Below are 17,674 nucleotides of genomic sequence, written 5' to 3'. Positions count from 1 at the left end.
TAGGCCGCGCGGTCAACCCGGGAAAGGGGAGGGCCGAGTGTGACGCCCCGCGGTCGGGACAGGACTCGTCACACCGTCTGAGAGGTCGGAGAGGGAAGAGGGCGTGTCCCGAGCAGGGTGAACGCAGTGGGCCGCCGTGCCCGCGCGAGGGCGAGGGGCGTCTCGCCCGCGAAGCGCCGCACCTCCCGGGTGAGGTGGCTCTGGTCCGAGAGGCCGTGCCGAGCGGCGAGCGCCCCGAGACTCCGGCTCCCCAGCTCCGCGTGCAGGCGCTCGAACCGGATGATCTGTGCTGCGACCTTGGGCGGGACCCCGGTCACCTCGTCGAAGCGCGCGCGCACGTGCCGCACGCTCCAGCCCGAGCGCCGTGCCAGATCCGCGATCCGCGCCTGTCCGCCCGTCTGCTGGAGCTCCGACCACGTCCACTCCACCAGGGCATCGGCCGGTGCCCCGGACCCGGCGAGCCGCACCAGTTCGTCGACCACGATCGCGAAACGCTGGGACCAGCCCGGCGCCTCGGCGAGCCGGTCGGGCAGGTCGTGGCCCCATCGCGGCACCAGGTCCGCCAGTGGCAGGACGTGCCCGGCGGTCTCCCGGCCCGGCACGCCCAGCAGCCGGCAGGCGCCCGGTGGGGTCAGATAGACCTGCACGGAGGCGTGCCGGTCGAAGAAGACCGTGCGCACCGGACCGGGCATCAGCCCGGCGAGGAAAGCACCGTGGGCCGTCTCCGCTCCCGCGGGAAGCGCCCGGACGTGCAGCGGTGAGGTGAAGGAGATCTCCAGCACCAGGAAGCTGCCGACCGGCTGCACCCGGGACCGTCCTCCCGGCGGAGCGAGTTCGTCGAAGCCCACGATCCCCGCCACCAGCCCCCGCAGCGGAGGCGGAACGGCCTGCCGGAGGACCGTCGGTGCGGACCTGCTCACGTCTGCCCTCTGTGCCGTGCCGCTTTCTTCAAGACCCCCTCGGCCCCGGAGTTCTACCGTCGGAGGAGGACGAGGAGAGGACCCCACGATGGGCGCGCTGGTCATGATCGAGTTTCTGACGGTCGACGGAGTCATGCAAGGGCTGGGGTCACCCGGGGAGGACCCGGAGGGCGGGTTCGTGCACGGCGGCTGGGGTGCCCCCTATGCCGGGAGCGTCCATCAGGTCACCGCATCCGCGGGGTTCGCGAGGACCTCGAGCTACCTCTTCGGGCGCCGGACCTACGAGAAGATGGCCGCGTTCTGGCCCCACCAGCCGGCCGACAACCCCGTGGCCGCGCATCTGAACGCCACCCCCAAGTACGTGGCCTCCCGGACCCTGACCGAGGCCGCGTGGCCGGGGACACGGATCCTCTCGACGGACGTCGTCGACGCCGTGCGCGGGCTGAGGGCGGGCGAGGACGGGGACATCGCCGTGCTGGGCAGCGGCGTGCTCTGCCGGGAGCTGCTCGCGGAGGACCTGGTCGACGAGATCCGGCTGTTCGTCCACCCCTTGCTGCTCGGATCCGGCAAGCGGCTGTTCGGCGAGCTGCCGGTCCCACGCCGGCTCGCGCTGAGATCGGTCGCCAGGACGGACCTCGGGACCGTCGCGCTCGTCTACGGCACACGGGCGTGAGCGGCCCGTCATGATGGGGACCTGAGGCCGATCGACCTCACCTGTCCATGGGAAAGAGCTCACACAGGAGGAACTCATGATCACGAACGTCGCGGCGGCGGTGCTGTACGTCGGCGACCAGGACGAGGCCCTGGCGTTCTACCGGGACACCCTGGGATTCGACGTCGTCACGGACGCCGACATGGGCGGGGGCGCTCGCTGGATCGAGGTCAGGCCCCCCGGCGCGCAGACGTCCATCGTCCTGTCGGCGGCCTCGGCCTCCGGCAAGGATCCCGGCGAGGGCGCCCACCTGACCTTCACCGCCGACGACGTCGCGGCGACCGTGGCGGAGCTGCGCTCCAGGGGTGCCACGGTGTCCGATCCGGTCAGCGAGCCGTGGGGGACCTACGCCACCGTCGAGGCGCCGGACGGACACCGGCTGCAGTTCCACGAGCGTCCGGGCCGCTGACGACCGCCGTGCACTCCCTCCCGGTCGGCCGGGGATCATCCGGCGAGGGCGAGAGCGAGGACGCCGACCCCGAGGGCGAGGTCGAGGGCACCGCACCACTCGGCCAGCGACCGCGAGACCACCTCGTGGCGGTGCCAGTGCACCAGGTCCCACGCGGCGTGGCCGATCAGGCCAGCAGCGACCAGCACGCGCCCGGCCTCCGGGGAGAGCCAGAGCGCACCGAGTCCGAGCGCCATGAACCCGACGGCGGCGAACGGCTGCCAGCGATAGGCCCCGGGCCGCGAGAAGGTGCCCCGGACCGCGCCGACGACGACGGCGCCCAGCACGACCGCGGTCATGGCGGCCAGTTCGACGACCGGCCCCGCCCCGGCGAGCCGGGCCGTGACCACGAGGACGACCAGGACGGCGAGCACCGGCCAGGACCAGCGGGGACGGTCGAGCACGGCGATCACCACGTACCCCGTCGTCGCCAGCACCAGCACCAGGAGCACGGCTGTGACGCTGCGCGGGTCGTCGGTGGCGAGGTTGAACGCGGCGAACGCCAGGCCGAGGATCGCGGGCCACCGCCGTGCGATCGCCAGGACGGGTCGGGGCGCCGACGATGTCGGTGCCGGAGCGGAGAGGGTTGCGGACGGAGACCGGTGGTTCATGCCACGAGGGTAGGAGCGGCCGGACGTCACTCTTCGGACCCGTCCTCCGCTGCGTCCGGAATCCTGGGATACTCGTCCCACACCGGGTGACAGGGGAACCTGATGGCTGATCGTGCCACGGCGGTGATCGCCTACGACGGGGCGGAGCTGCTCGACATCGCCTGCATCACCACGCCCCTGGCCCTGGCCAACATGATCGGCCGGCCGCGCGACCCCTACCGGGTGCAGATGCTGAGCCTGCGCGGGGTCCCGATCCGCTGCGAGACCGGTCTGACCCTGCAGGCGGACGGCGCCCTCGAGCACGTGCTCGGACCGGTCGACACGATGATCGTGACCGGCGGCCTCGGCCACCACCGCGCCGCCGACGCCGAGCCCCTCCTGCGGCACGTGCGGCGCCTCGCGGCCACGAGCCGGCGGGTGGCCTCCGTGTGCACCGGCGCCAGCGTCCTGGCCGCCGCCGGGCTGCTCGACGGGCGGCGCGCCACCACGCACTGGCGCTTCGCCGCCGACCTCGCCCGCCGCTATCCGCAGGTCGAGGTCGACCCCGACCCGATCTACATCCGCGACGGGCGGATCGCCACCGCCGCCGGGGTCACCAGCGCCCTGGACCTGACCCTGTCCTTCATCGAGGACGACCACGGCGTGCCGCTGGCCCGCCAGGTGGCCCGCAACCTCGTGACCTACCTGCAGCGGCCGGGCAACCAGGCCCAGATGAGCCTGTTCACCGGCGTCTCCGGAGGAGGCAACGACGTGGTGCAGCAGGCGATCGGGTTCATCACCACCCACCTGGACGCGGACCTGTCCACCGCGGCCGTCGCCGACCACGTCGGGGTCAGCCCCCGCCACCTCACCCGCCTCTTCGACGCGCACCTGGGCCTGCCGCCGGCCCGGTTCGTGCGGGAGGCCAGGACCGACGCCGCCGCCCGGCTGCTGGAGTCCAGCTCGTTGCCGGCGGCCGCGATCGCCCAGCGGTGCGGGTTCGGCTCCGCCGAGGCCCTGCGGCAGAGCTTCGTGGGCCGGTACGCGATCTCGCCCACCGACTACCGGGCCCGCTTCAGCCGCCCGCCCCGGGCCGCGCCCGCGTCCTGACCGCGTGCCCGGTGCGGGCCAAGCTCAGGCACCGCTCACCGCAGCGGCAGCCGCATGAGGATGCGGGGGAACCCGTTGAGGACCGAGGTGGTGTCGGCGGCCTGGGTGAAGCCGGCGCGCTCGAACATGGCGCGGGTGCCGACATAGGCCATCGTGGTGTCGACCTTCCGGTCCTCGTTGTCCACCGGGTAGCCCTCGACGGCCGGCGCGCCGTGGCCGCGGGCGTGCTCCACGGCGCCCTCGAGCAGCGCCTGGGCCACACCCCGGCCCCGCTGGCCGCCGCGCACCCGGAAGCACCACACGGCCCAGACCGGGAGGTCGTCGACGTGCGGGATGCGCCTGCTGTGGGCGAAGGAGTGCAGCTCGGCCCGCGGGGCCACGCCGCACCAGCCGACCACCGTCCCGCCGTCGTAGGCGAGGACGCCCGGCGGGATCGGCCGGGCGCACAGCTCCTGGACCCTCTGCGCCCGTTCCCGCCCGGTCAGCGCGCGGTTCTCCTTGGAGGGGAGCCGGTAGGTGAGGCACCAGCAGACCGCCGAGTCGGGGTTGCGGGGGCCCAGGACGGTGGCGACGTCGTCGAACCTCTCGCTGGTCGCCGGTCGGATCGTGAACGCGGTGGAAGTCATGGTCGTTCCTCGCTGCTGGGCGGAGTGGCGCCGGCCGTGCTCCTCATCCTCGGGGGAGCCCGCCGTCCGGACCACCCTACGGGCGGGCCACCCTCCGGCGGGTGCGGACGGCGGCGGAACCCGGTGCGCCGGGGCAGCCGGAGTCGTAGCGTGGTGGGAGCACCGGACTGCTCGAGACAGAGGGGACCCGTCATGAGGATCGTCGTCACCACGCCCACAGGACACGTGGGCTCCCGCGTCGTGCGGCTGCTCGTGCAGGCCGGGCTGCGGCCCACCGTGCTCGTGCGCCGCGCGTCCCGCCTGGACCCGGACCTGCGGGCCCGGTGCGAGGTGGTCGAGGGCGACCAGGGCGATCTCGCCGCCGTGACCCGGGCCACCGCCGGGGCCGACGCCCTGTACTGGGTGAACCCGCCGACGGACGACGACGACCCCGTCGCCGGCTACGTCCGGATGGGCGAGGTCGCCGCCGCTGCGGTGGCCGGGAACGCCGTGCCGCGGGTGGTCTTCCAGAGCAGCGTCGGCGCCGAGGCCCGGCAGGGGTTCGGGGAGATCGACGGGCTGGCCCGCACCGAGGAGCTGCTCGACGCCACGGGCGCGCACGTCACCCATCTGCGCTGCGGATACTTCTTCACCAACCTGCTGATGGATCTCGAGTCGGTACGGTCCGGAGTGCTGAGCACCACCCTGCCGGTCGACCACCGGATGCCCTGGGTGGACCCGCGGGACATCGGGGACGTCGCCGCCGTCCGGCTGCTGGCCACCGACTGGACCGGCCGGCACACGCAGGGCGTGCACGGGCCCGAGGACCTCTCCTTCGCCGAGGCCGCCCGGATCGTGGGGGAGGCGCTCGGGCGCCCGCTGACCGCCGTCCAGGTGGCCGAGGCCGAGGTCGCCGGGATCCTGCGCTCGGCCGGCCTCACCGACGCGCAGGTCGAGGGGGTGCTGGGGATGTCCCGGGGGCAGCGGGGATTCACCCCGGAGAACCCGCGGGAGCCGCTCACCACGACGCCCACTGCACTGGGCGCCTGGGCCCACGCCGTCCTCCGCCCCGCGCTCGCGGCCTGAGCCGGCCCGCCGACCCCGGAGCGGTGCCCGACGGGTCAGGACGAGGCGACCGGGCGGCGGTCCCAGGTCAGGACCACGTGGCCGCCCTCGAACGTGCTGACGTCCGTCAGGTCGAACCGGGCGGGCGAGAACTCCCCGGCGTCGAAGGCCGGCCGCCCGGCCCCGGCGAGCACCGGGTAGAGCTTGACGACCACCCGGTCGATCTCCGGGAGCACCGCCGCGGCCAGCGACGCACCGCCGACGAGACAGACGTCGAACGGCGAGTCCTCGGCCTTGAGCGAGCGCACGAGCCCGACCGGGTCCTCGCGCACGACCGTCACCTCCGGGGTGAGCTCCTGCTGCGTGGTCGACACGACGTACTGGCGCAGGTGCGCGTAGGGACTGACCACATCGATCGCCAGGGCCGGTTCGTAGGTGCGCCGGCCCATGACCACGGTGTCGAAGTGCCGGTGGGGCGCGTCGTCGATGCCGAGGTGGGTGCGGACGTGGGTCGGGAGGGTCTCGGGGAACTCCTCGCCCAGCCAGGCGCCGTAGTCGTCGGAGAGCGGGAAGAAGTCGGTCTCGTCGTGCGGGCCGGCGATCCGGCCGTCGATCGAGACGCCGATGAAGTAGGTCAGTCGTCGCATGCTCCCATTCTCGGCCGGTGCACCGGGCGACGTCACGGCAGTCCCGGACCACGACGGGTGCGGCGCGGCGCCGGGGCCCGGTTCACCGACCGCGCCGGACGCGGTCGAAGGTCTCCCGGGCGACCTCCCACGTGGTCTTGCCGACGTCGAAGTGGTCGGTGAGCATGTACACCCCGATCCAGCGCTGGTACGTCCAGGCGCGGTCGAGGAGCCCGGGGTCCCTCGGCCCGGTGTAGCGCTCGTGCACCGCGCGGACGAAGTCCTCGCCGTACTCGTGCAGCTCCGCGAAGTCCACGGCCGGGTCACGGACACACATGTCGCTGAAGTCGATCACGCCGAGCCGGGCGTCGTCGTCGTCCCAGAGCAGGTGCCGGCTGTAGACGTCGTTGTGGACGACCACCTCGGGGAGGTCGGCGGCGAGGAGCGCGTCGACGTCGGTCAGGATCCGCTCCACCTCGTCCAGTTCGGCCGGAGTCAGCACAGCGGGCAGGTGCGCGGCGGCCGCGCTGCGGACGTCGTCCTGGTCCTCGGCCAGGAAGGACGCCGGCACCTGCTCCAGCGGGGTGCCGGGGACGGGTGCGGTGTGCAGGGCAGAGAGGAAGCCGGCCAGCTGGTCCACGAGCGCGTCGCGCGCCGTTCCGTTCAGGGAGGCCAGCACCTCCGGCTGGAGCGTGCGGCCGGGCAGGAGCGGGTACCCGGCGAACGAGCCGTCCGGCGCCACGCGGTCGTAGCGCGGGATCCGCACCGGCAGCCGCGGGGCGAGGTGGGCCAGGACCGCGACCTCCCGGCCGAGCGCCTCCGTGTACGGCGCCTCCTGCGGGAAGCGGAACACCAGGGCCTCGTCCAGGACGACGATGACGTGGTCCCAGCCCTCGGTGATCCGCCGCGCCCTCGACCACGTCAGTCCGGGGAACGCCGCGTCGATGCGCTCCAGCTCGTCCATGCCGCTCCTTCGTCGTCCTCCGGATCCGTCCGGCGCGGGCTCCTTGCGCGCGGTGGTGCCGGTGCCGAGCGCGCGGGTCACGTCGGGCCGCAGTGCTGGGCCGGCGGGCGGATTCCGGTTCGTCGCCCACCGGCCGGTCCCGTCGACCTCTCGTGCCCCGGTGCGCGGGGGTGTTCTCGGGACCGCGGTGCTCGACGGGCTCAGCCCGGGTGCGGGGCAGGCGCAGCACCATTTTCCCACCCCGCCCGCGGGCAGGCCAGAGCGCACGGAGGGCGTTCGGGCCGCGCACTGCACACCGGGACATCAAAGGTCTTCATGAAGGGATGTTGCTCGGCCCCGCCCGCCGGACGGCGCCGACCGCATATGGTGCCTTGCACTAGGACAAACTTTCGATGTGGCAGGGAGTTGACGGCAATGGCGCCGAAGACTGTATTTCTGGCGTTCGCGGAGCAGGACGAGCTGTTCCGGAACCTTTTCACCGCGCAGTGGGACCGGGCCGGGGACCAGGCGCGGTTCGTGGAGCCGCCCGGGAACGGGGCGAGCGCGGACGCGTGGAAGCAGGACGTGCGGGACCGGATCCGCCGCAGCGACGGCGTGATCGCGCTGATCGGCGGCGGCACACCGGACTCGGACGCGGCGCGGTGGCAGATCCGGTGCGCGGTGGCTGAGGACAAGCCGCTGCTGGGCCTGTGGGTGGAGCCGGAGGCGCGGAAGAAGCCGGCCGAGATGGGCCCGGCGCGCTGCGAGTCCTGGACGTGGGAGAACATCGGGAACTTCCTGGACCGCCTGTAGCCCGGCCGCCTGCAGCCCGACCGACCGGGGCGCGTCCCGGGACCGGGACCGCCGACCACAGGAGGAGCCGTGCGCGGATCGGCCGTCGTCATCGGTGCGGGCATCGCCGGCCTGGCCACGGCCCGCGGCCTGCTCGGCGCGGGCTGGTCCGTCCGGGTGCTCGAGCGGTCTTCGGGCCTGCCGGGCACCGGCACGGCGCTGGGCATGTGGCCCGAGGCGATGCGGGCCCTGGACCGGCTGGGGGTGGGCGAGCAGGTCCGGGCCGCGTCCGTGGAGCAGCGGGGTGCGCGGCTCCTCCGGCCGGACGGCACCGAGATCGCCCATCTCGGCCCCGGGCGCACGGCCCGGCTGGTCCCCCGGCCGGCGCTCCTGGCGGCGCTGGCCCAGGGCCTGCCCCCGGACGTCATCGCGTGGAACGCCCCAGTGACGGATCGCGGTGCCCTGCCCGCGGCCGACGTCGTCGTCGCCGCGGACGGCGTGCACAGCCCCGTCCGCGCCGCGCTCTTCGGCGTCGCCCCGCGGCCGCTGGGGACGGTCGCCCTTCGGGGCACCGTCCCGGGGCCGGCGGACGGCGCCACGGAGACCTGGGGGCCGGCGCGGCTCTTCGGGATCACCCCGCACGACGCCGAGCGCACCAACTGGTTCGCGAGCGTCCGCGCCGACGTGCTCGCCGCCGCCGCGTCCGGGCGCGACGACGCCCAGGCCCTCCAACGCCTCTACGGCGACTGGCACCCGGACGTGCGGCGCGTCCTGGCCGCCCTCGGGAACACCCCGATCGACCGGCGCACGCTGCTCGACGTGCCCCCGCTGCCGTCCTATGTCCGGGGGCACACCGTGCTCCTCGGCGACGCCGCCCACGGCATGGCCCCCAATCTCGGCCGGGGCGCCTGCGAGGCCCTCCTCGACGCGACGGCGCTCGTCGAGGCGCTGAGCGCGGCCTCCGACGTGCCCGGCGCCCTGCACCGGTACGACGCCGTACGCCGCCGGCCTACCGTCCGCACGGTGCGTCTGGCCCGTCTGGCGAACCGCGTGGGCACGGCGCGGCACGGGCTGGCCGTGCGCAACGCCGTGGTCGCCGCGGCGGCCCGCCTGAGCTGACCGGGTCAGGCGCTGGTCCCGACCCCGTCCGTCACGGTGCGGAGGACGACGACGCGGCGTCGGCCTCGGCCACGCGCTTGAGCCGCTGCAGGCTCTCCCGCAGACCCTGGCGCATCGTGGTCATCCGGTCCCGGTCCCGGCCCAGGGTGCCGATGATGAACCAGCCGATGCGGCCGACCGGGCGGGCGATCTCGTAGGACTCCGTCACCCGGGTGCCGGTGCCCTCCGGCTCGAACCGGTAGCGCCACACGAGGGTGCCGGCGAAGCGCTCGGTGCGGGCGAAGGCGAACTCCCGGCCGGGCTCGGCGGCCATGACGATCGGCGTGTTGTGCCACGGGAACCGGGAGTCGGGCGGCACCCGGTTGCGGGCCCGGAAGCGTGCGCCGACGCGGGGTCCGCCGTCGTCGAGCCAGACGACCTCGTCGACCTCGGGACTGTACTCGGGGGTGCGGGTGACGTCGGCGACGAGGTCGTAGACCGTCCGCGGCGGCGCCTCGACGTGGATGGAGTCCTCGGCGCGGCCCAGTGTCTGCATGGTGGTCCTCCGTGCGGTGTCCGAGTGACGGGGCCTGGGCACCCCGGGGGGAGCGACGGGCCGGGTGCTCCCACGGTAGGACCCCGGGGCGCCGGGTCCGTCCGGGTGAGACCGGATCGTTGCTCGCCGCGGCTGCGTGTCGCCGGCGGAGCGCGGCCGGCGCGCGTCCCGCTGACCGGGCGCCGGCACCGGTCCATGAATTCGCAAAAGCGGTGCTGTGTCCCGGCTCAGCCCCGGCACAGCACCCGTTCCTAGCGTGGAGGCCGACGACGACCCGTACCGATGGAGGACCCATGGACCGCAGCACCCCGCACGAGACGGCGCTCAGCTACGAGGGCCGCCGGCTGCCGCGCCCCGAGGAGGAGGTGGTGGACCAGGGGCTGGGCTTCGACATCGGCACCCTGATGAACCGGCGGAAGGTGCTGACGGTCTTCGGTCTCGGCGCCTCGGCCTTCGGACTCGCGGCCTGCGTGGCCGGAGCGGGCGGCAGCGGCGCGAGCGCGTCGTCGTCGGCCTCCACGTCTCCTTCGCCCTCGGCCACGGCCCTGGCGGTGGACGAGATCCCGGACGAGACCGCCGGGCCCTACCCTGGGGACGGCTCCAACGGTCCCGACGTGCTCGAGCAGAGCGGGATCGTGCGCAGCGACCTGCGCTCCAGTTTCGGGGACGCCGGCGGGACCGCCGAGGGCGTGCCGATGACGCTGGAGCTGACCATCGCCGATCTCGCCAACGGCGGGGTGCCGTTCGCGGGAGTGGCCGTCTACGTCTGGCACTGCGACCGGGAGGGCCGCTACTCCATGTACAGCGAGGGCGTCACGGAGGAGAACTACCTGCGCGGGGTGCAGATCGCCGACGACGACGGGAAGGTCCGCTTCACCAGCATCTTCCCGGCCTGCTACACGGGCCGGTGGCCGCACATCCACTTCGAGGTCTACCCCGACCAGGCGTCCATCACCGACTCCACCACCGCGATCGCCACCTCGCAGGTCGCCCTGCCGAAGAACGCGTGCGACGCCGTCTACGCCACCACCGGCTACGAGTCCTCCGTCAGCAACCTGGCCCAGCTCACCCTGGCGAGCGACAACGTCTTCGGCGATGACGGCGGGGCCAGCCAGCTGGGTGCCGTCACCGGCGGCGTCGCCCAGGGCTACACCGTCACCCTGACCGCCGGGGTGGACACGACCACCACGCCCACCGGCGGAGGCATGGCGGGAGGGTCGGGCGGACCGCCCCCGTCTCGCTGAGCGATCCAGCGGTCGGTCTGCTTCTGGGGATCCCCTGGCAGACGGGATCAGGTCCCGGGAGACCGGTACTTGATCTGCTCGGCCCGGCGCAGGGCCTCCAGTGTGTCCTCGACGCTCATGAGCACCGTGGTCTCCCGGGAGCTCAGGGCGCCACCACCGCTGATGGCCAGGACGACCGCGGCCATGGACACGTTGTCGGGCGCCTCCCACAGGTTGTAGCCGTCGTGCTCGCCGAACGCGTACCAGAAGCCGTGCAGCTTGCCGCCGACGGATTCGATATAGTCCTGGGCGGCCTGGCGACGGTCCTCCGGGTGGGCGATCAACCGCGCCCAGGTCTCGGGTGTGTAGCTGAACTTGGACAGGTAGAGCGGCATCGTCTCGTCCCCTCGTGTGGTGGTGTCCGTCCGGCCGGTTCCGATCAGGCGTGTGCTGACCGTAGGCCCCCACACGGGCGCACTCCAGGGGATCACCCGGATCGTCGCCGGCCCGTGACTCATGTCGCCTCCGTGTCGGTGGAGGCGGCGTCCGCTCAGTCCGGGGCGCCGTCCCGAGCGCGGTCCGTCCACAAGCCGTCGCCGAGCTTGGCGTACGAGGCGGCGACGATCTGCTCGAGGACGTCCAGGTCCACCGCGCCGAGATCCCTGAGGTAGATGCAGCCCACTCCGGTGGTGTGCGGGCCCAGGCGCGCCAGGTTCTCCCGGTGGGCGTCGACGCCGTCGTACACGTAGACCGTCGTCGCGGCCTTCCGGGCGGCGAAGCCCGCCGCGGGGGCGTCGCCCTCGTGCCCGCTCGCGTACTTGTAGTGGTACTGGCCGAAGCCCACGATGGTGCCCCACATCTCCGCCGGCTGCCCGGTGGCCCGGGTGAACAGGGGGAGGAGGCGCTCGGCGTCCGCCCGCCGCTTCGCCGGCGTGACCCCGGTGAGGTACTCCTCGACCGGCTGACCTGTCTTCTCCACGGTGGGCTCCTCGGGGTCGCTGGGACGTCGATCGTCTCAGGCCCCAGGGTCCTCGGCCCGTCCGACACGGCAGCGCGGGGCCTGCGTGCGTATCGGTCCACGCCCTGGGCCACCGCGGTGCGGACTCCGCTCGGATCCCGGGCGACGACGACGCCGGCCGGTCACCGACGGCTCAGGCGCGGCGTCCGAGGCGTGCGGCGAAGTCGTCCAGGGCGGACGAGGTGTGGTCGGAACGTTGGTCACCACGTCGTCTTAGCCAACTCTGTCTGAATAACGTTGTACAAGAGGCGGGAAAGTCCCCGCTTCACAGTGCGGTCACGCCTGGTCACCGCCATCGGGGCGCTGACGACGGGACCGACAGAGAGATGATCCTGATTTCCGCCACCGGCCCCCACCTCCGGACAATCCGAGGCTGCGCCTTCCAGGTCGCGTCCTCCCGAGCTAGGATGGAAGCACTAGATCCCCCTCGCCTCTCCACGATGCGCACCTGGGGGATTTTTTCTGTTCGGAACTAGGATCAGTTCCGTGTCCAGAGGCCGCATTCCGCCCAGGCCCCGCTCGCGGGGAGACGCCCACTACGCCAAGCCGGCGCTGCCGCACGCCGAACTGGCGAAACAGTGGTCGGACAGGGGCATGGCAGTACCCGACCCAGATCGTGCCCTGCGCTATCTGCGGCACATCGGCTACTACAGGCTCTCGCCGTACACGATCCCGTTTCAGTTCCGCGACGGATCGCACCGTTTTCGGCCCGGAACGACCTTTGACGACATCCTCGACCTGTACGTGTTCGACCGACAACTGCGCCTCTTGGTACTCGACGCCCTGGAACGGGTGGAGGTGGCAGTGCGTGCCGGCCTGGGACGCCATGACCTATCCTTCGGCGCTGGAGCACTATCTCATCACCTACGGATTCCCTGAGCTGCCGCCGTCCTGGGTGATGGTCGAGATGCTGACGATCGGGCAGCTGAGCCACCTGTACTCGAACATCTCCCCCCGCAGCGCCAGGACGGCCATCGCCCGTTCGCTCGGTCTGAACGAGGCGGTCCTGACCTCGTGGTGGAAGACCTATGTGCGCGTCCGCAACGTGTGCGCTCACCATGGACGGCTGTGGAACGTGGGCCTCGGTGTCTACCCCGCGATACCTGCCGATGCCTCGATCACCTGGCTGGTCGATCGCACAGTCCTGGACGAAGTCGACGCGCGGCGCCACCGCCTCTACCCGGTGCTCGTGTCACTCCAGACCGTCCTCTCGACGGTGTCGCCGCGCAGCACCTGGGCGCAGCGGCTTGTTCAGTTGCTCGAGCAGCACACACGGGTACCGCTCCCCGCGATGGGCATGTTCGACGGTTGGTCGGAGGACCCGTTCTGGACTGCTCACCTCGGGAGGTGACGCAATCACTGGGCCTTCGGCCCTATCCACGGCAAAGCGGCCATTCTCGACTGCCAGGTCGAAGCTGACGACAACACGGCAAGGTTCCGCTGAACCATGGATGCGGTGCGGGCGGAGACCGGCTGGCGATTGGGGTGTCCTGCGACCTGCAGCCAGGGGATCAGCAGGGCTTGAAGAACTTCCCGCCCGGCGCGTAGCAGCGCGGCCCGGTGTAACCGGGGATGTCCGCGTAGTAGCCGGGCGGGGCCTGGTTGACGATGTTGGCGCCCGGGTTCGGGGCGGGCTTCGGTGCCGGCGCAGGGGCGGGTCGTGGGGCGGGGGCGGGAGCAGGCGCCGGGTTCGGTGCGGGCGCCGGTGCGGGTGCGACCGCCCGGCGCGCGGCGTCGGCCGCTGCCTGTCGCGCCGCTTCCGTCTGGCGGTCCAGCTCGGCCTGCCGGGCGGACTCCGCCTGACGTGCCGCGTCGGTCTCCGCCTGCCGGCGCTGGTCCTCGGCCGCCCTGCGCTCCGCAGCCTTGGCCTCCGCCGCGCGGCGCTGCTCCGCGTCACGCTCCTGGAGAGACGCGACGTCCTGGCGGACGCTCGAGATCCCGCTCGTGAGCGACGGCAGCCCGACCAGGTGACGAATGTGCGGGTGCGCGTCGCCGTCGACCGCCTCGAGGGCCGCCAGGAACGCGACGGCGGCCGCGACCTCGCCGGCCGCATCGGCGAGATCCGCCGGCGCGGCGTCGGCGAGCGCGCTCGTCGCCTGCTGCACCTGCGCCGGGATGGTGCAGCCGTGGGCGGGGTCGAGCAGGCCGGTCTGCTGCTGCTCGGCCTCGGCGAAGGCCTCCTCGACGGGCGGCAGGAACCGTCCGTTGGGCGCGATGTAGAGCGGTGTGCCCAGGCCCTGGCGGGCGATCTCGGCGTTGACCAGCGTGCCGTCCTCCAGGAAGACCCCGGCCAGGGTGCGGTCGTAGCGGTCGGTGCGCTCCTGGTCGTACTCCAGGCCCACCACGGTGCCCGGCGGCAGGAGCTCCTCCAGCAGCGCGGTGGCCTCCGGGCCGAGGCACTCGACGACCTCGTTCGGGTCCTTGGTCTCCGGGGTGTCGATGTTGAGCAGCCGCACCCGCACCACCTCACCGTCCCGCTGGACGTCGACGGTGTCGCCGTCGATCACCCGCTCCACCACGGCGCGCTCGCCGCGCAGTTCCGGGGCGGCGGGGGTCTCGGTGGAGGCGGCGTCCGACGACGACGTCGTGTCGCTGGAGACCGCCGACCCGCCGCAGCCGGTCAGGAGCAGGAGGACGAGCGCGGAGGCGCTCAGGCGGAGCAAGGTGGGAGAGGAGGGGGCCACGGGAGTCCTGTCAGGAAAGCGTCAGTTCCCCTCCAGCCTATGGATGCATCTGCAATCACCGGGGAGGCTGGTGTCCCCAGTTCTGCGGCCGCAGGCTCAGGCGCGGTAGCAGGAGGGGCCGTGGGGACGGGGCTGCCGTCGTCGGCGCGGTCCTCGACGGTGCCCGGGGAGTCAGTGATCCCGGCGGATGTTGGGGAATGTCGTCATTCCCGCCGCGCGGCCTCCTGCATCTCGGATGGTCCCCGGCACGATCTGGCCGGTGGCGTGCTCCGGCGCGAGTGCTGCGAGGACCGCCACCGGCAATGAGGCCAGGTCTCAGCGCAGCGGCTACGGTGCCGCGGCGAACGCGGCGGCGATGTCGACCGTCACCGCGGCCGGTGTCTCCCCGCTGTCCAGGGGCACTCCATGGGTGAACTGCCGAGTGTTGTTGGCGACCTGGATCCGCGCGGTCGCCCCGTCCCGGTGCACGGAAACCAGCTGCAGATCGGGATCGGCGTGGGAAAGGTCGGGGAGGTAAGCACCTAGGTCGTCCAGGAGTTCGCTCCACAGTTGCTGGGGGGCGGGGGTGTCCGGGTAGGTGTCGGGATCCTGCGCGGCCGGCGGGGTGATGGGTCCGGCAACCTCGCTCAGCAGCTGTGCGATGCGAATCCGCCCGGCCGTCAGCGGCACGGTCACCGACGGTCCCGTCACGCACTGCACGTCGGCGGTCTCCTGGGCCAGCGTGACGCCGGTGATGAGGCTGTGGTGTTGGGCGCGTTCGACCATGGACAGCTCGTGCAGGAAGGTTCCACCGGTCACGGTCACGTCCATCAACCCCTCAGATGTTCAGAGCGTTCTTCACGAAGTCAGGGCACGCTCCTGCGTATCCCTGACAGTACGTCGTCGTCACTCCGAAGGGGCGGCCGTCACTGGTGTTGGTGCGGAAATCCACCCCCGCCATCACCGTGACCGTTCGCACCACCTTGCACGTGCGCCACCACAGGATGCCGGAGCACCTGACTTCGTTCACCGGGGTGCTGTAGTTGTACTTGGAGCCGGAGACGAACCACTTGTACTGGGGATACTTCGTCGTAGCTCGCGCGACCCGGTAGTTGACGTTGTGGGTGTTCACGATCTTGGTGTTGATGTTGCTGCGCAACGTCACGGTCCTGCTGTCACGATCCAGCCAGCTGTAGAGCACGGGCGCGTTGGCGGCGGCCACCATCACCCGGGGAGCCGCGACTGTCGAGGCCACGAAGTGCTGCTGAGACTGCAGAACGGGCTGATCCGATGGCAGAGCGGCCTCCTCCGGCAGCAGCAGTTCGGGCACCGTCTCCGGCTCCTCGAGCACCGCCTCGGCGACCCCATCCTCTACGCCGACCTTTTCCAGGTCGGTGGCCTCCACGGTCTCGCCGACCGCCACGTCCATGTCGCCGACCACGGCGAAGGACACCTCGGCGAACTCCTGGCCGATCTCCGGTGCAGGAATCGGGGTCTCGATCCTGGTGGCGGCTGCTGGAGTGCCCAGCAGACCCACCGCCAGGACGGTGGCGATCGTTCCTGTGGTGATGCTTCTGAGCCTCATGGACCACTCCTTGCGCCGGGACGACCCTGTGACCGTCGTGGATGACGCTGACGCTATCCACTGTGTTTGCAATCGACATCATCCGAAAGGAGGGAGGCACCACGACGCGGAAGTATCTCGTCGGTCGTAACATGCTGGCCTGCGCCGAGGTGCTGCGGAGCAGGGGGTCGCGCTGCGGGTGCTGATGGCGTCACACAACGGAACGAAGGCGCTGCCACTTGCCGTGTACTAAAGCAAAGACATGAGATGCAGGGAGACCTTCTCGTCCCGTTCGAAAGCTGACCATCATGACGCCCTCCGTCGACCCTGCGCTGCCACCTCCTGCGCCCATCCGGACCACGGGGTTCGCCACCTTCCGGCTGCTCGGGCCGCCGGCGGAGGCCCGAGCCCCGATGCCGGAGTCGAGTCTGGCGAACCGACGAGCAGGCCAGGCGGTGATGGCCGAGACGCTGCGGATCCATGACGGAGATCCGCCCCGGTCGTGGTGGCGACGTCTGGCCGGAGCCAGCCCGCTCAGCGCCGACAGCCGGCCCTGGTTCCAAGGGGCGCTCGGAGAGATCGCGGTCGGGCAGATCCTCGGCCGCCTGGGCCCGGAATGGACGGTGCTCCACGCCGTTCCGGTCGGCGCCGGGGTCTCGGACATCGACCACGTGCTGATCGGCCCGGCAGGCGTGTTCACGCTCAACACGAAGAACCACGCGGGCAGAAATGTCTGGATCGGCGAGCGCGCGATCCTGGTCGACGGGCACAAGCAGCACTACCTGCCCCACGCCCGGCACGAGGCGGCCCGAGTGGCGAGGCGGCTGAGCGCGGCGGTGGGGGAGTCGGTGTCGGTCACCCCGGTGCTGGTGCTGATCGAGCCGGGAAAGCTGACGATCAAACAGCGTCCCGCCGACGTCAGAGTTGTCACCGATCGTGAGCTGCTGCGCTGGCTGAAGCGTCGTCGTCCCGTCCTGGCTCCCGAGCGGATTGCCCGGATCGCTGCCGCAGCCGTGGTTCCGGGGACCTGGCACCACCATCCCGCGCCGCCCGAGGACCCGGTCGCGCTGCAGGAGCGCTTCGCGGAGCTGCGGCACACCGTGCGGAGCGCGCGACGCCGCCGCGGGCTGTGGGGCCTCGGGTTGATCGTCGGGGGTGGTGCAGCCGCCGTCAGCTACGGCTCGGACCTCTTGGCGGCACTGCTCAACGTAGGACTCTCCTGAGGGGCGGAAGGACTGCGGTCAGGGGAGCAGCACAGCGCGGTCGAAGGAGCGTCCTTCCGACCTTCGTACGGGCGGCAGGGCCGTGGGCCATCCTCTCGACCGGGTCCCACCGCCGTCATGCCTCGGCGACTTGGCGAAGAGTCGGGTGCCCTCTTGCCGGTGGCTGTCCCGAGGCGCACAGTTCTCCTATGAGAACGACGACGCCGTTGTTCGTGGTGGCTGTGGTGATCGCGGCCCTGGCCCAGCTGGTGGTGGGGTTCTTCTACATGGCCAGCGGTCTGATGGCTCCGCTGTGGGCCATCGTGCTCCTGGGCGTCTGGTGGGTGCTGCTCACCTACATCGGGGTGCGGCTGGTGCAGCGCCGGTCCTACCTGGTGCTCCTGGTTCCCCTGGTGGCCGTCGCGACGTGGTTCGGCGTCATGACGTTCGGGGAAGCGGTCCTCGGCTGGACCCCCTGAGGCACCGGACTCTTCTCTTTCGAGCTGATGCCGGGGTCCTGATCTCCTCAGGACCCCGGC

Annotated in this window: 22 protein-coding genes; 11 read left to right on the top strand and 11 right to left on the bottom strand. The window is 72.1% G+C overall.

Translation table 11 applies throughout. From position 1 onward, the window contains the following. Positions 1-68: 68 nt before the first annotated feature. Entirely contained in the window at positions 69-920 is an 852-nt protein-coding gene (locus tag ACZ2G1_RS11395; RefSeq protein WP_470376819.1) for a helix-turn-helix domain-containing protein, read from the bottom strand. A gap of 88 nt (positions 921-1,008) precedes the next feature. On the opposite strand from ACZ2G1_RS11395, the gene ACZ2G1_RS11390 reads away from it, so the two are divergent. Together ACZ2G1_RS11390 and ACZ2G1_RS11385 are read left to right on the top strand one after the other, a co-directional pair. Beyond that, positions 1,009-1,593 carry a dihydrofolate reductase family protein gene (locus ACZ2G1_RS11390; protein ID WP_426120124.1) on the top strand — a complete coding sequence of 195 codons (585 nt, stop codon included), beginning with the start codon at positions 1,009-1,011 and terminating at the stop codon, positions 1,591-1,593. Between the two features lie 76 nt (positions 1,594-1,669). After that, the gene (locus tag ACZ2G1_RS11385) at positions 1,670-2,041 is read left to right on the top strand and encodes a VOC family protein (protein ID WP_109269092.1); all 372 of its coding nucleotides are present in this window, start codon (positions 1,670-1,672) and stop codon (positions 2,039-2,041) included. A 35-nt stretch (positions 2,042-2,076) separates the two neighbouring features. Here the strand turns inward: ACZ2G1_RS11385 and ACZ2G1_RS11380 are convergent, their stop codons facing one another. Beyond that, positions 2,077-2,691 (bottom strand): hypothetical protein, encoded by a 615-nt coding sequence (locus ACZ2G1_RS11380; RefSeq protein ID WP_035923711.1) that lies wholly within the window; start codon positions 2,689-2,691, stop codon positions 2,077-2,079. Positions 2,692-2,793: 102 nt separating this feature from the next. On the opposite strand from ACZ2G1_RS11380, the gene ACZ2G1_RS11375 reads away from it, so the two are divergent. Then, entirely contained in the window at positions 2,794-3,780 is a 987-nt protein-coding gene (locus ACZ2G1_RS11375; RefSeq protein WP_470376818.1) for a GlxA family transcriptional regulator, read from the top strand. Positions 3,781-3,815: 35 nt separating this feature from the next. Here ACZ2G1_RS11375 and ACZ2G1_RS11370 read toward each other — a convergent pair whose 3' ends face one another. Next, a complete protein-coding gene (locus tag ACZ2G1_RS11370; RefSeq protein WP_272026498.1) occupies positions 3,816-4,406 on the bottom strand; it encodes a GNAT family N-acetyltransferase in 591 nt (196 codons plus the stop codon). A 192-nt stretch (positions 4,407-4,598) separates the two neighbouring features. On the opposite strand from ACZ2G1_RS11370, the gene ACZ2G1_RS11365 reads away from it, so the two are divergent. Beyond that, positions 4,599-5,471, top strand: a complete 873-nt coding sequence (locus ACZ2G1_RS11365; protein WP_470376817.1) for an NAD(P)H-binding protein — start codon at positions 4,599-4,601, stop codon at positions 5,469-5,471. Positions 5,472-5,506: 35 nt separating this feature from the next. Here ACZ2G1_RS11365 and ACZ2G1_RS11360 read toward each other — a convergent pair whose 3' ends face one another. Together ACZ2G1_RS11360 and ACZ2G1_RS11355 are read right to left on the bottom strand one after the other, a co-directional pair. Further along, positions 5,507-6,097: a dihydrofolate reductase family protein gene (locus ACZ2G1_RS11360; protein ID WP_470376816.1), complete on the bottom strand. Its 591-nt coding sequence runs from the start codon at positions 6,095-6,097 to the stop codon at positions 5,507-5,509. Between the two features lie 82 nt (positions 6,098-6,179). Continuing rightward, positions 6,180-7,040 carry a phosphotransferase family protein gene (locus ACZ2G1_RS11355; RefSeq protein WP_470376815.1) on the bottom strand — a complete coding sequence of 287 codons (861 nt, stop codon included), beginning with the start codon at positions 7,038-7,040 and terminating at the stop codon, positions 6,180-6,182. Between the two features lie 414 nt (positions 7,041-7,454). Between ACZ2G1_RS11355 and ACZ2G1_RS11350 the strand changes: the two genes are divergently transcribed. Continuing rightward, complete coding sequence (locus ACZ2G1_RS11350; RefSeq protein WP_095650123.1) at positions 7,455-7,832, top strand: TIR domain-containing protein; 378 nt, start codon at positions 7,455-7,457, stop codon at positions 7,830-7,832. Between the two features lie 69 nt (positions 7,833-7,901). Next, positions 7,902-8,930 carry an FAD-dependent monooxygenase gene (locus tag ACZ2G1_RS11345; protein ID WP_126346708.1) on the top strand — a complete coding sequence of 343 codons (1,029 nt, stop codon included), beginning with the start codon at positions 7,902-7,904 and terminating at the stop codon, positions 8,928-8,930. Between the two features lie 31 nt (positions 8,931-8,961). Here ACZ2G1_RS11345 and ACZ2G1_RS11340 read toward each other — a convergent pair whose 3' ends face one another. Continuing rightward, a complete protein-coding gene (locus tag ACZ2G1_RS11340; RefSeq protein ID WP_095650125.1) occupies positions 8,962-9,465 on the bottom strand; it encodes an SRPBCC family protein in 504 nt (167 codons plus the stop codon). Between the two features lie 293 nt (positions 9,466-9,758). Here ACZ2G1_RS11340 and ACZ2G1_RS11335 point away from each other — a divergent pair, with 293 nt between their 5' ends. Then, the gene (locus ACZ2G1_RS11335) at positions 9,759-10,709 is read left to right on the top strand and encodes an intradiol ring-cleavage dioxygenase (protein ID WP_470376814.1); all 951 of its coding nucleotides are present in this window, start codon (positions 9,759-9,761) and stop codon (positions 10,707-10,709) included. A gap of 47 nt (positions 10,710-10,756) precedes the next feature. Here ACZ2G1_RS11335 and ACZ2G1_RS11330 read toward each other — a convergent pair whose 3' ends face one another. Both ACZ2G1_RS11330 and ACZ2G1_RS11325 read right to left on the bottom strand, forming a co-directional pair. Continuing rightward, complete coding sequence (locus tag ACZ2G1_RS11330; protein ID WP_095650127.1) at positions 10,757-11,083, bottom strand: GYD domain-containing protein; 327 nt, start codon at positions 11,081-11,083, stop codon at positions 10,757-10,759. A 155-nt stretch (positions 11,084-11,238) separates the two neighbouring features. Continuing rightward, positions 11,239-11,667 carry a DUF1801 domain-containing protein gene (locus ACZ2G1_RS11325; RefSeq protein WP_017834932.1) on the bottom strand — a complete coding sequence of 143 codons (429 nt, stop codon included), beginning with the start codon at positions 11,665-11,667 and terminating at the stop codon, positions 11,239-11,241. 525 nt (positions 11,668-12,192) lie between these two features. Between ACZ2G1_RS11325 and ACZ2G1_RS11320 the strand changes: the two genes are divergently transcribed. After that, a complete protein-coding gene (locus tag ACZ2G1_RS11320) occupies positions 12,193-12,585 on the top strand; it encodes an Abi family protein (protein WP_470376813.1) in 393 nt (130 codons plus the stop codon). Further along, the gene (locus tag ACZ2G1_RS11315) at positions 12,533-13,057 is read left to right on the top strand and encodes an Abi family protein (protein WP_470376812.1); all 525 of its coding nucleotides are present in this window, start codon (positions 12,533-12,535) and stop codon (positions 13,055-13,057) included. Before ACZ2G1_RS11320 ends, ACZ2G1_RS11315 begins: the two co-directional genes overlap by 53 nt. A 160-nt stretch (positions 13,058-13,217) precedes the next feature. Here the strand turns inward: ACZ2G1_RS11315 and ACZ2G1_RS11310 are convergent, their stop codons facing one another. The 3 genes from ACZ2G1_RS11310 to ACZ2G1_RS11300 form a co-directional block, all read right to left on the bottom strand. Then, complete coding sequence (locus tag ACZ2G1_RS11310) at positions 13,218-14,390, bottom strand: thermonuclease family protein (RefSeq protein ID WP_470376811.1); 1,173 nt, start codon at positions 14,388-14,390, stop codon at positions 13,218-13,220. A 327-nt stretch (positions 14,391-14,717) separates the two neighbouring features. Continuing rightward, positions 14,718-15,188, bottom strand: a complete 471-nt coding sequence (locus ACZ2G1_RS11305; RefSeq protein WP_146200259.1) for a hypothetical protein — start codon at positions 15,186-15,188, stop codon at positions 14,718-14,720. Between the two features lie 19 nt (positions 15,189-15,207). Then, positions 15,208-15,954 carry a hypothetical protein gene (locus ACZ2G1_RS11300; protein ID WP_109244028.1) on the bottom strand — a complete coding sequence of 249 codons (747 nt, stop codon included), beginning with the start codon at positions 15,952-15,954 and terminating at the stop codon, positions 15,208-15,210. A gap of 437 nt (positions 15,955-16,391) precedes the next feature. Between ACZ2G1_RS11300 and ACZ2G1_RS11295 the strand changes: the two genes are divergently transcribed. Next, complete coding sequence (locus tag ACZ2G1_RS11295) at positions 16,392-17,156, top strand: nuclease-related domain-containing protein (protein ID WP_470376810.1); 765 nt, start codon at positions 16,392-16,394, stop codon at positions 17,154-17,156. A 188-nt stretch (positions 17,157-17,344) separates the two neighbouring features. Further along, complete coding sequence (locus ACZ2G1_RS11290) at positions 17,345-17,614, top strand: hypothetical protein (RefSeq protein WP_255250869.1); 270 nt, start codon at positions 17,345-17,347, stop codon at positions 17,612-17,614. Positions 17,615-17,674: the final 60 nt, after the last annotated feature.

It is taken from the genome of Kocuria sp. KKT182 (assembly GCF_055635395.1).
The sequence above is the reverse complement of the archived record's forward strand: the minus strand, read 5'-3'. Positions and strand labels throughout refer to the sequence as shown.

Excerpts from the sequence above, each read along its gene's own strand:
- ACZ2G1_RS11390 (WP_426120124.1), top strand. The coding sequence starts at position 1,009 with ATGGGCGCGCTGGTCATGATCGAGTTTCTGACGGTCGACGGAGTCATG.
- ACZ2G1_RS11385 (WP_109269092.1), top strand. The coding sequence starts at position 1,670 with ATGATCACGAACGTCGCGGCGGCGGTGCTGTACGTCGGCGACCAGGAC.
- ACZ2G1_RS11380 (WP_035923711.1), bottom strand. The coding sequence starts at position 2,691 with ATGAACCACCGGTCTCCGTCCGCAACCCTCTCCGCTCCGGCACCGACA.
- ACZ2G1_RS11375 (WP_470376818.1), top strand. The coding sequence starts at position 2,794 with ATGGCTGATCGTGCCACGGCGGTGATCGCCTACGACGGGGCGGAGCTG.
- ACZ2G1_RS11370 (WP_272026498.1), bottom strand. The coding sequence starts at position 4,406 with ATGACTTCCACCGCGTTCACGATCCGACCGGCGACCAGCGAGAGGTTC.
- ACZ2G1_RS11365 (WP_470376817.1), top strand. The coding sequence starts at position 4,599 with ATGAGGATCGTCGTCACCACGCCCACAGGACACGTGGGCTCCCGCGTC.
- ACZ2G1_RS11360 (WP_470376816.1), bottom strand. The coding sequence starts at position 6,097 with ATGCGACGACTGACCTACTTCATCGGCGTCTCGATCGACGGCCGGATC.
- ACZ2G1_RS11355 (WP_470376815.1), bottom strand. The coding sequence starts at position 7,040 with ATGGACGAGCTGGAGCGCATCGACGCGGCGTTCCCCGGACTGACGTGG.
- ACZ2G1_RS11350 (WP_095650123.1), top strand. The coding sequence starts at position 7,455 with ATGGCGCCGAAGACTGTATTTCTGGCGTTCGCGGAGCAGGACGAGCTG.
- ACZ2G1_RS11340 (WP_095650125.1), bottom strand. The coding sequence starts at position 9,465 with ATGCAGACACTGGGCCGCGCCGAGGACTCCATCCACGTCGAGGCGCCG.
- ACZ2G1_RS11335 (WP_470376814.1), top strand. The coding sequence starts at position 9,759 with ATGGACCGCAGCACCCCGCACGAGACGGCGCTCAGCTACGAGGGCCGC.
- ACZ2G1_RS11330 (WP_095650127.1), bottom strand. The coding sequence starts at position 11,083 with ATGCCGCTCTACCTGTCCAAGTTCAGCTACACACCCGAGACCTGGGCG.
- ACZ2G1_RS11315 (WP_470376812.1), top strand. The coding sequence starts at position 12,533 with ATGACCTATCCTTCGGCGCTGGAGCACTATCTCATCACCTACGGATTC.
- ACZ2G1_RS11300 (WP_109244028.1), bottom strand. The coding sequence starts at position 15,954 with ATGAGGCTCAGAAGCATCACCACAGGAACGATCGCCACCGTCCTGGCG.
- ACZ2G1_RS11295 (WP_470376810.1), top strand. The coding sequence starts at position 16,392 with ATGGCCGAGACGCTGCGGATCCATGACGGAGATCCGCCCCGGTCGTGG.
- ACZ2G1_RS11290 (WP_255250869.1), top strand. The coding sequence starts at position 17,345 with ATGAGAACGACGACGCCGTTGTTCGTGGTGGCTGTGGTGATCGCGGCC.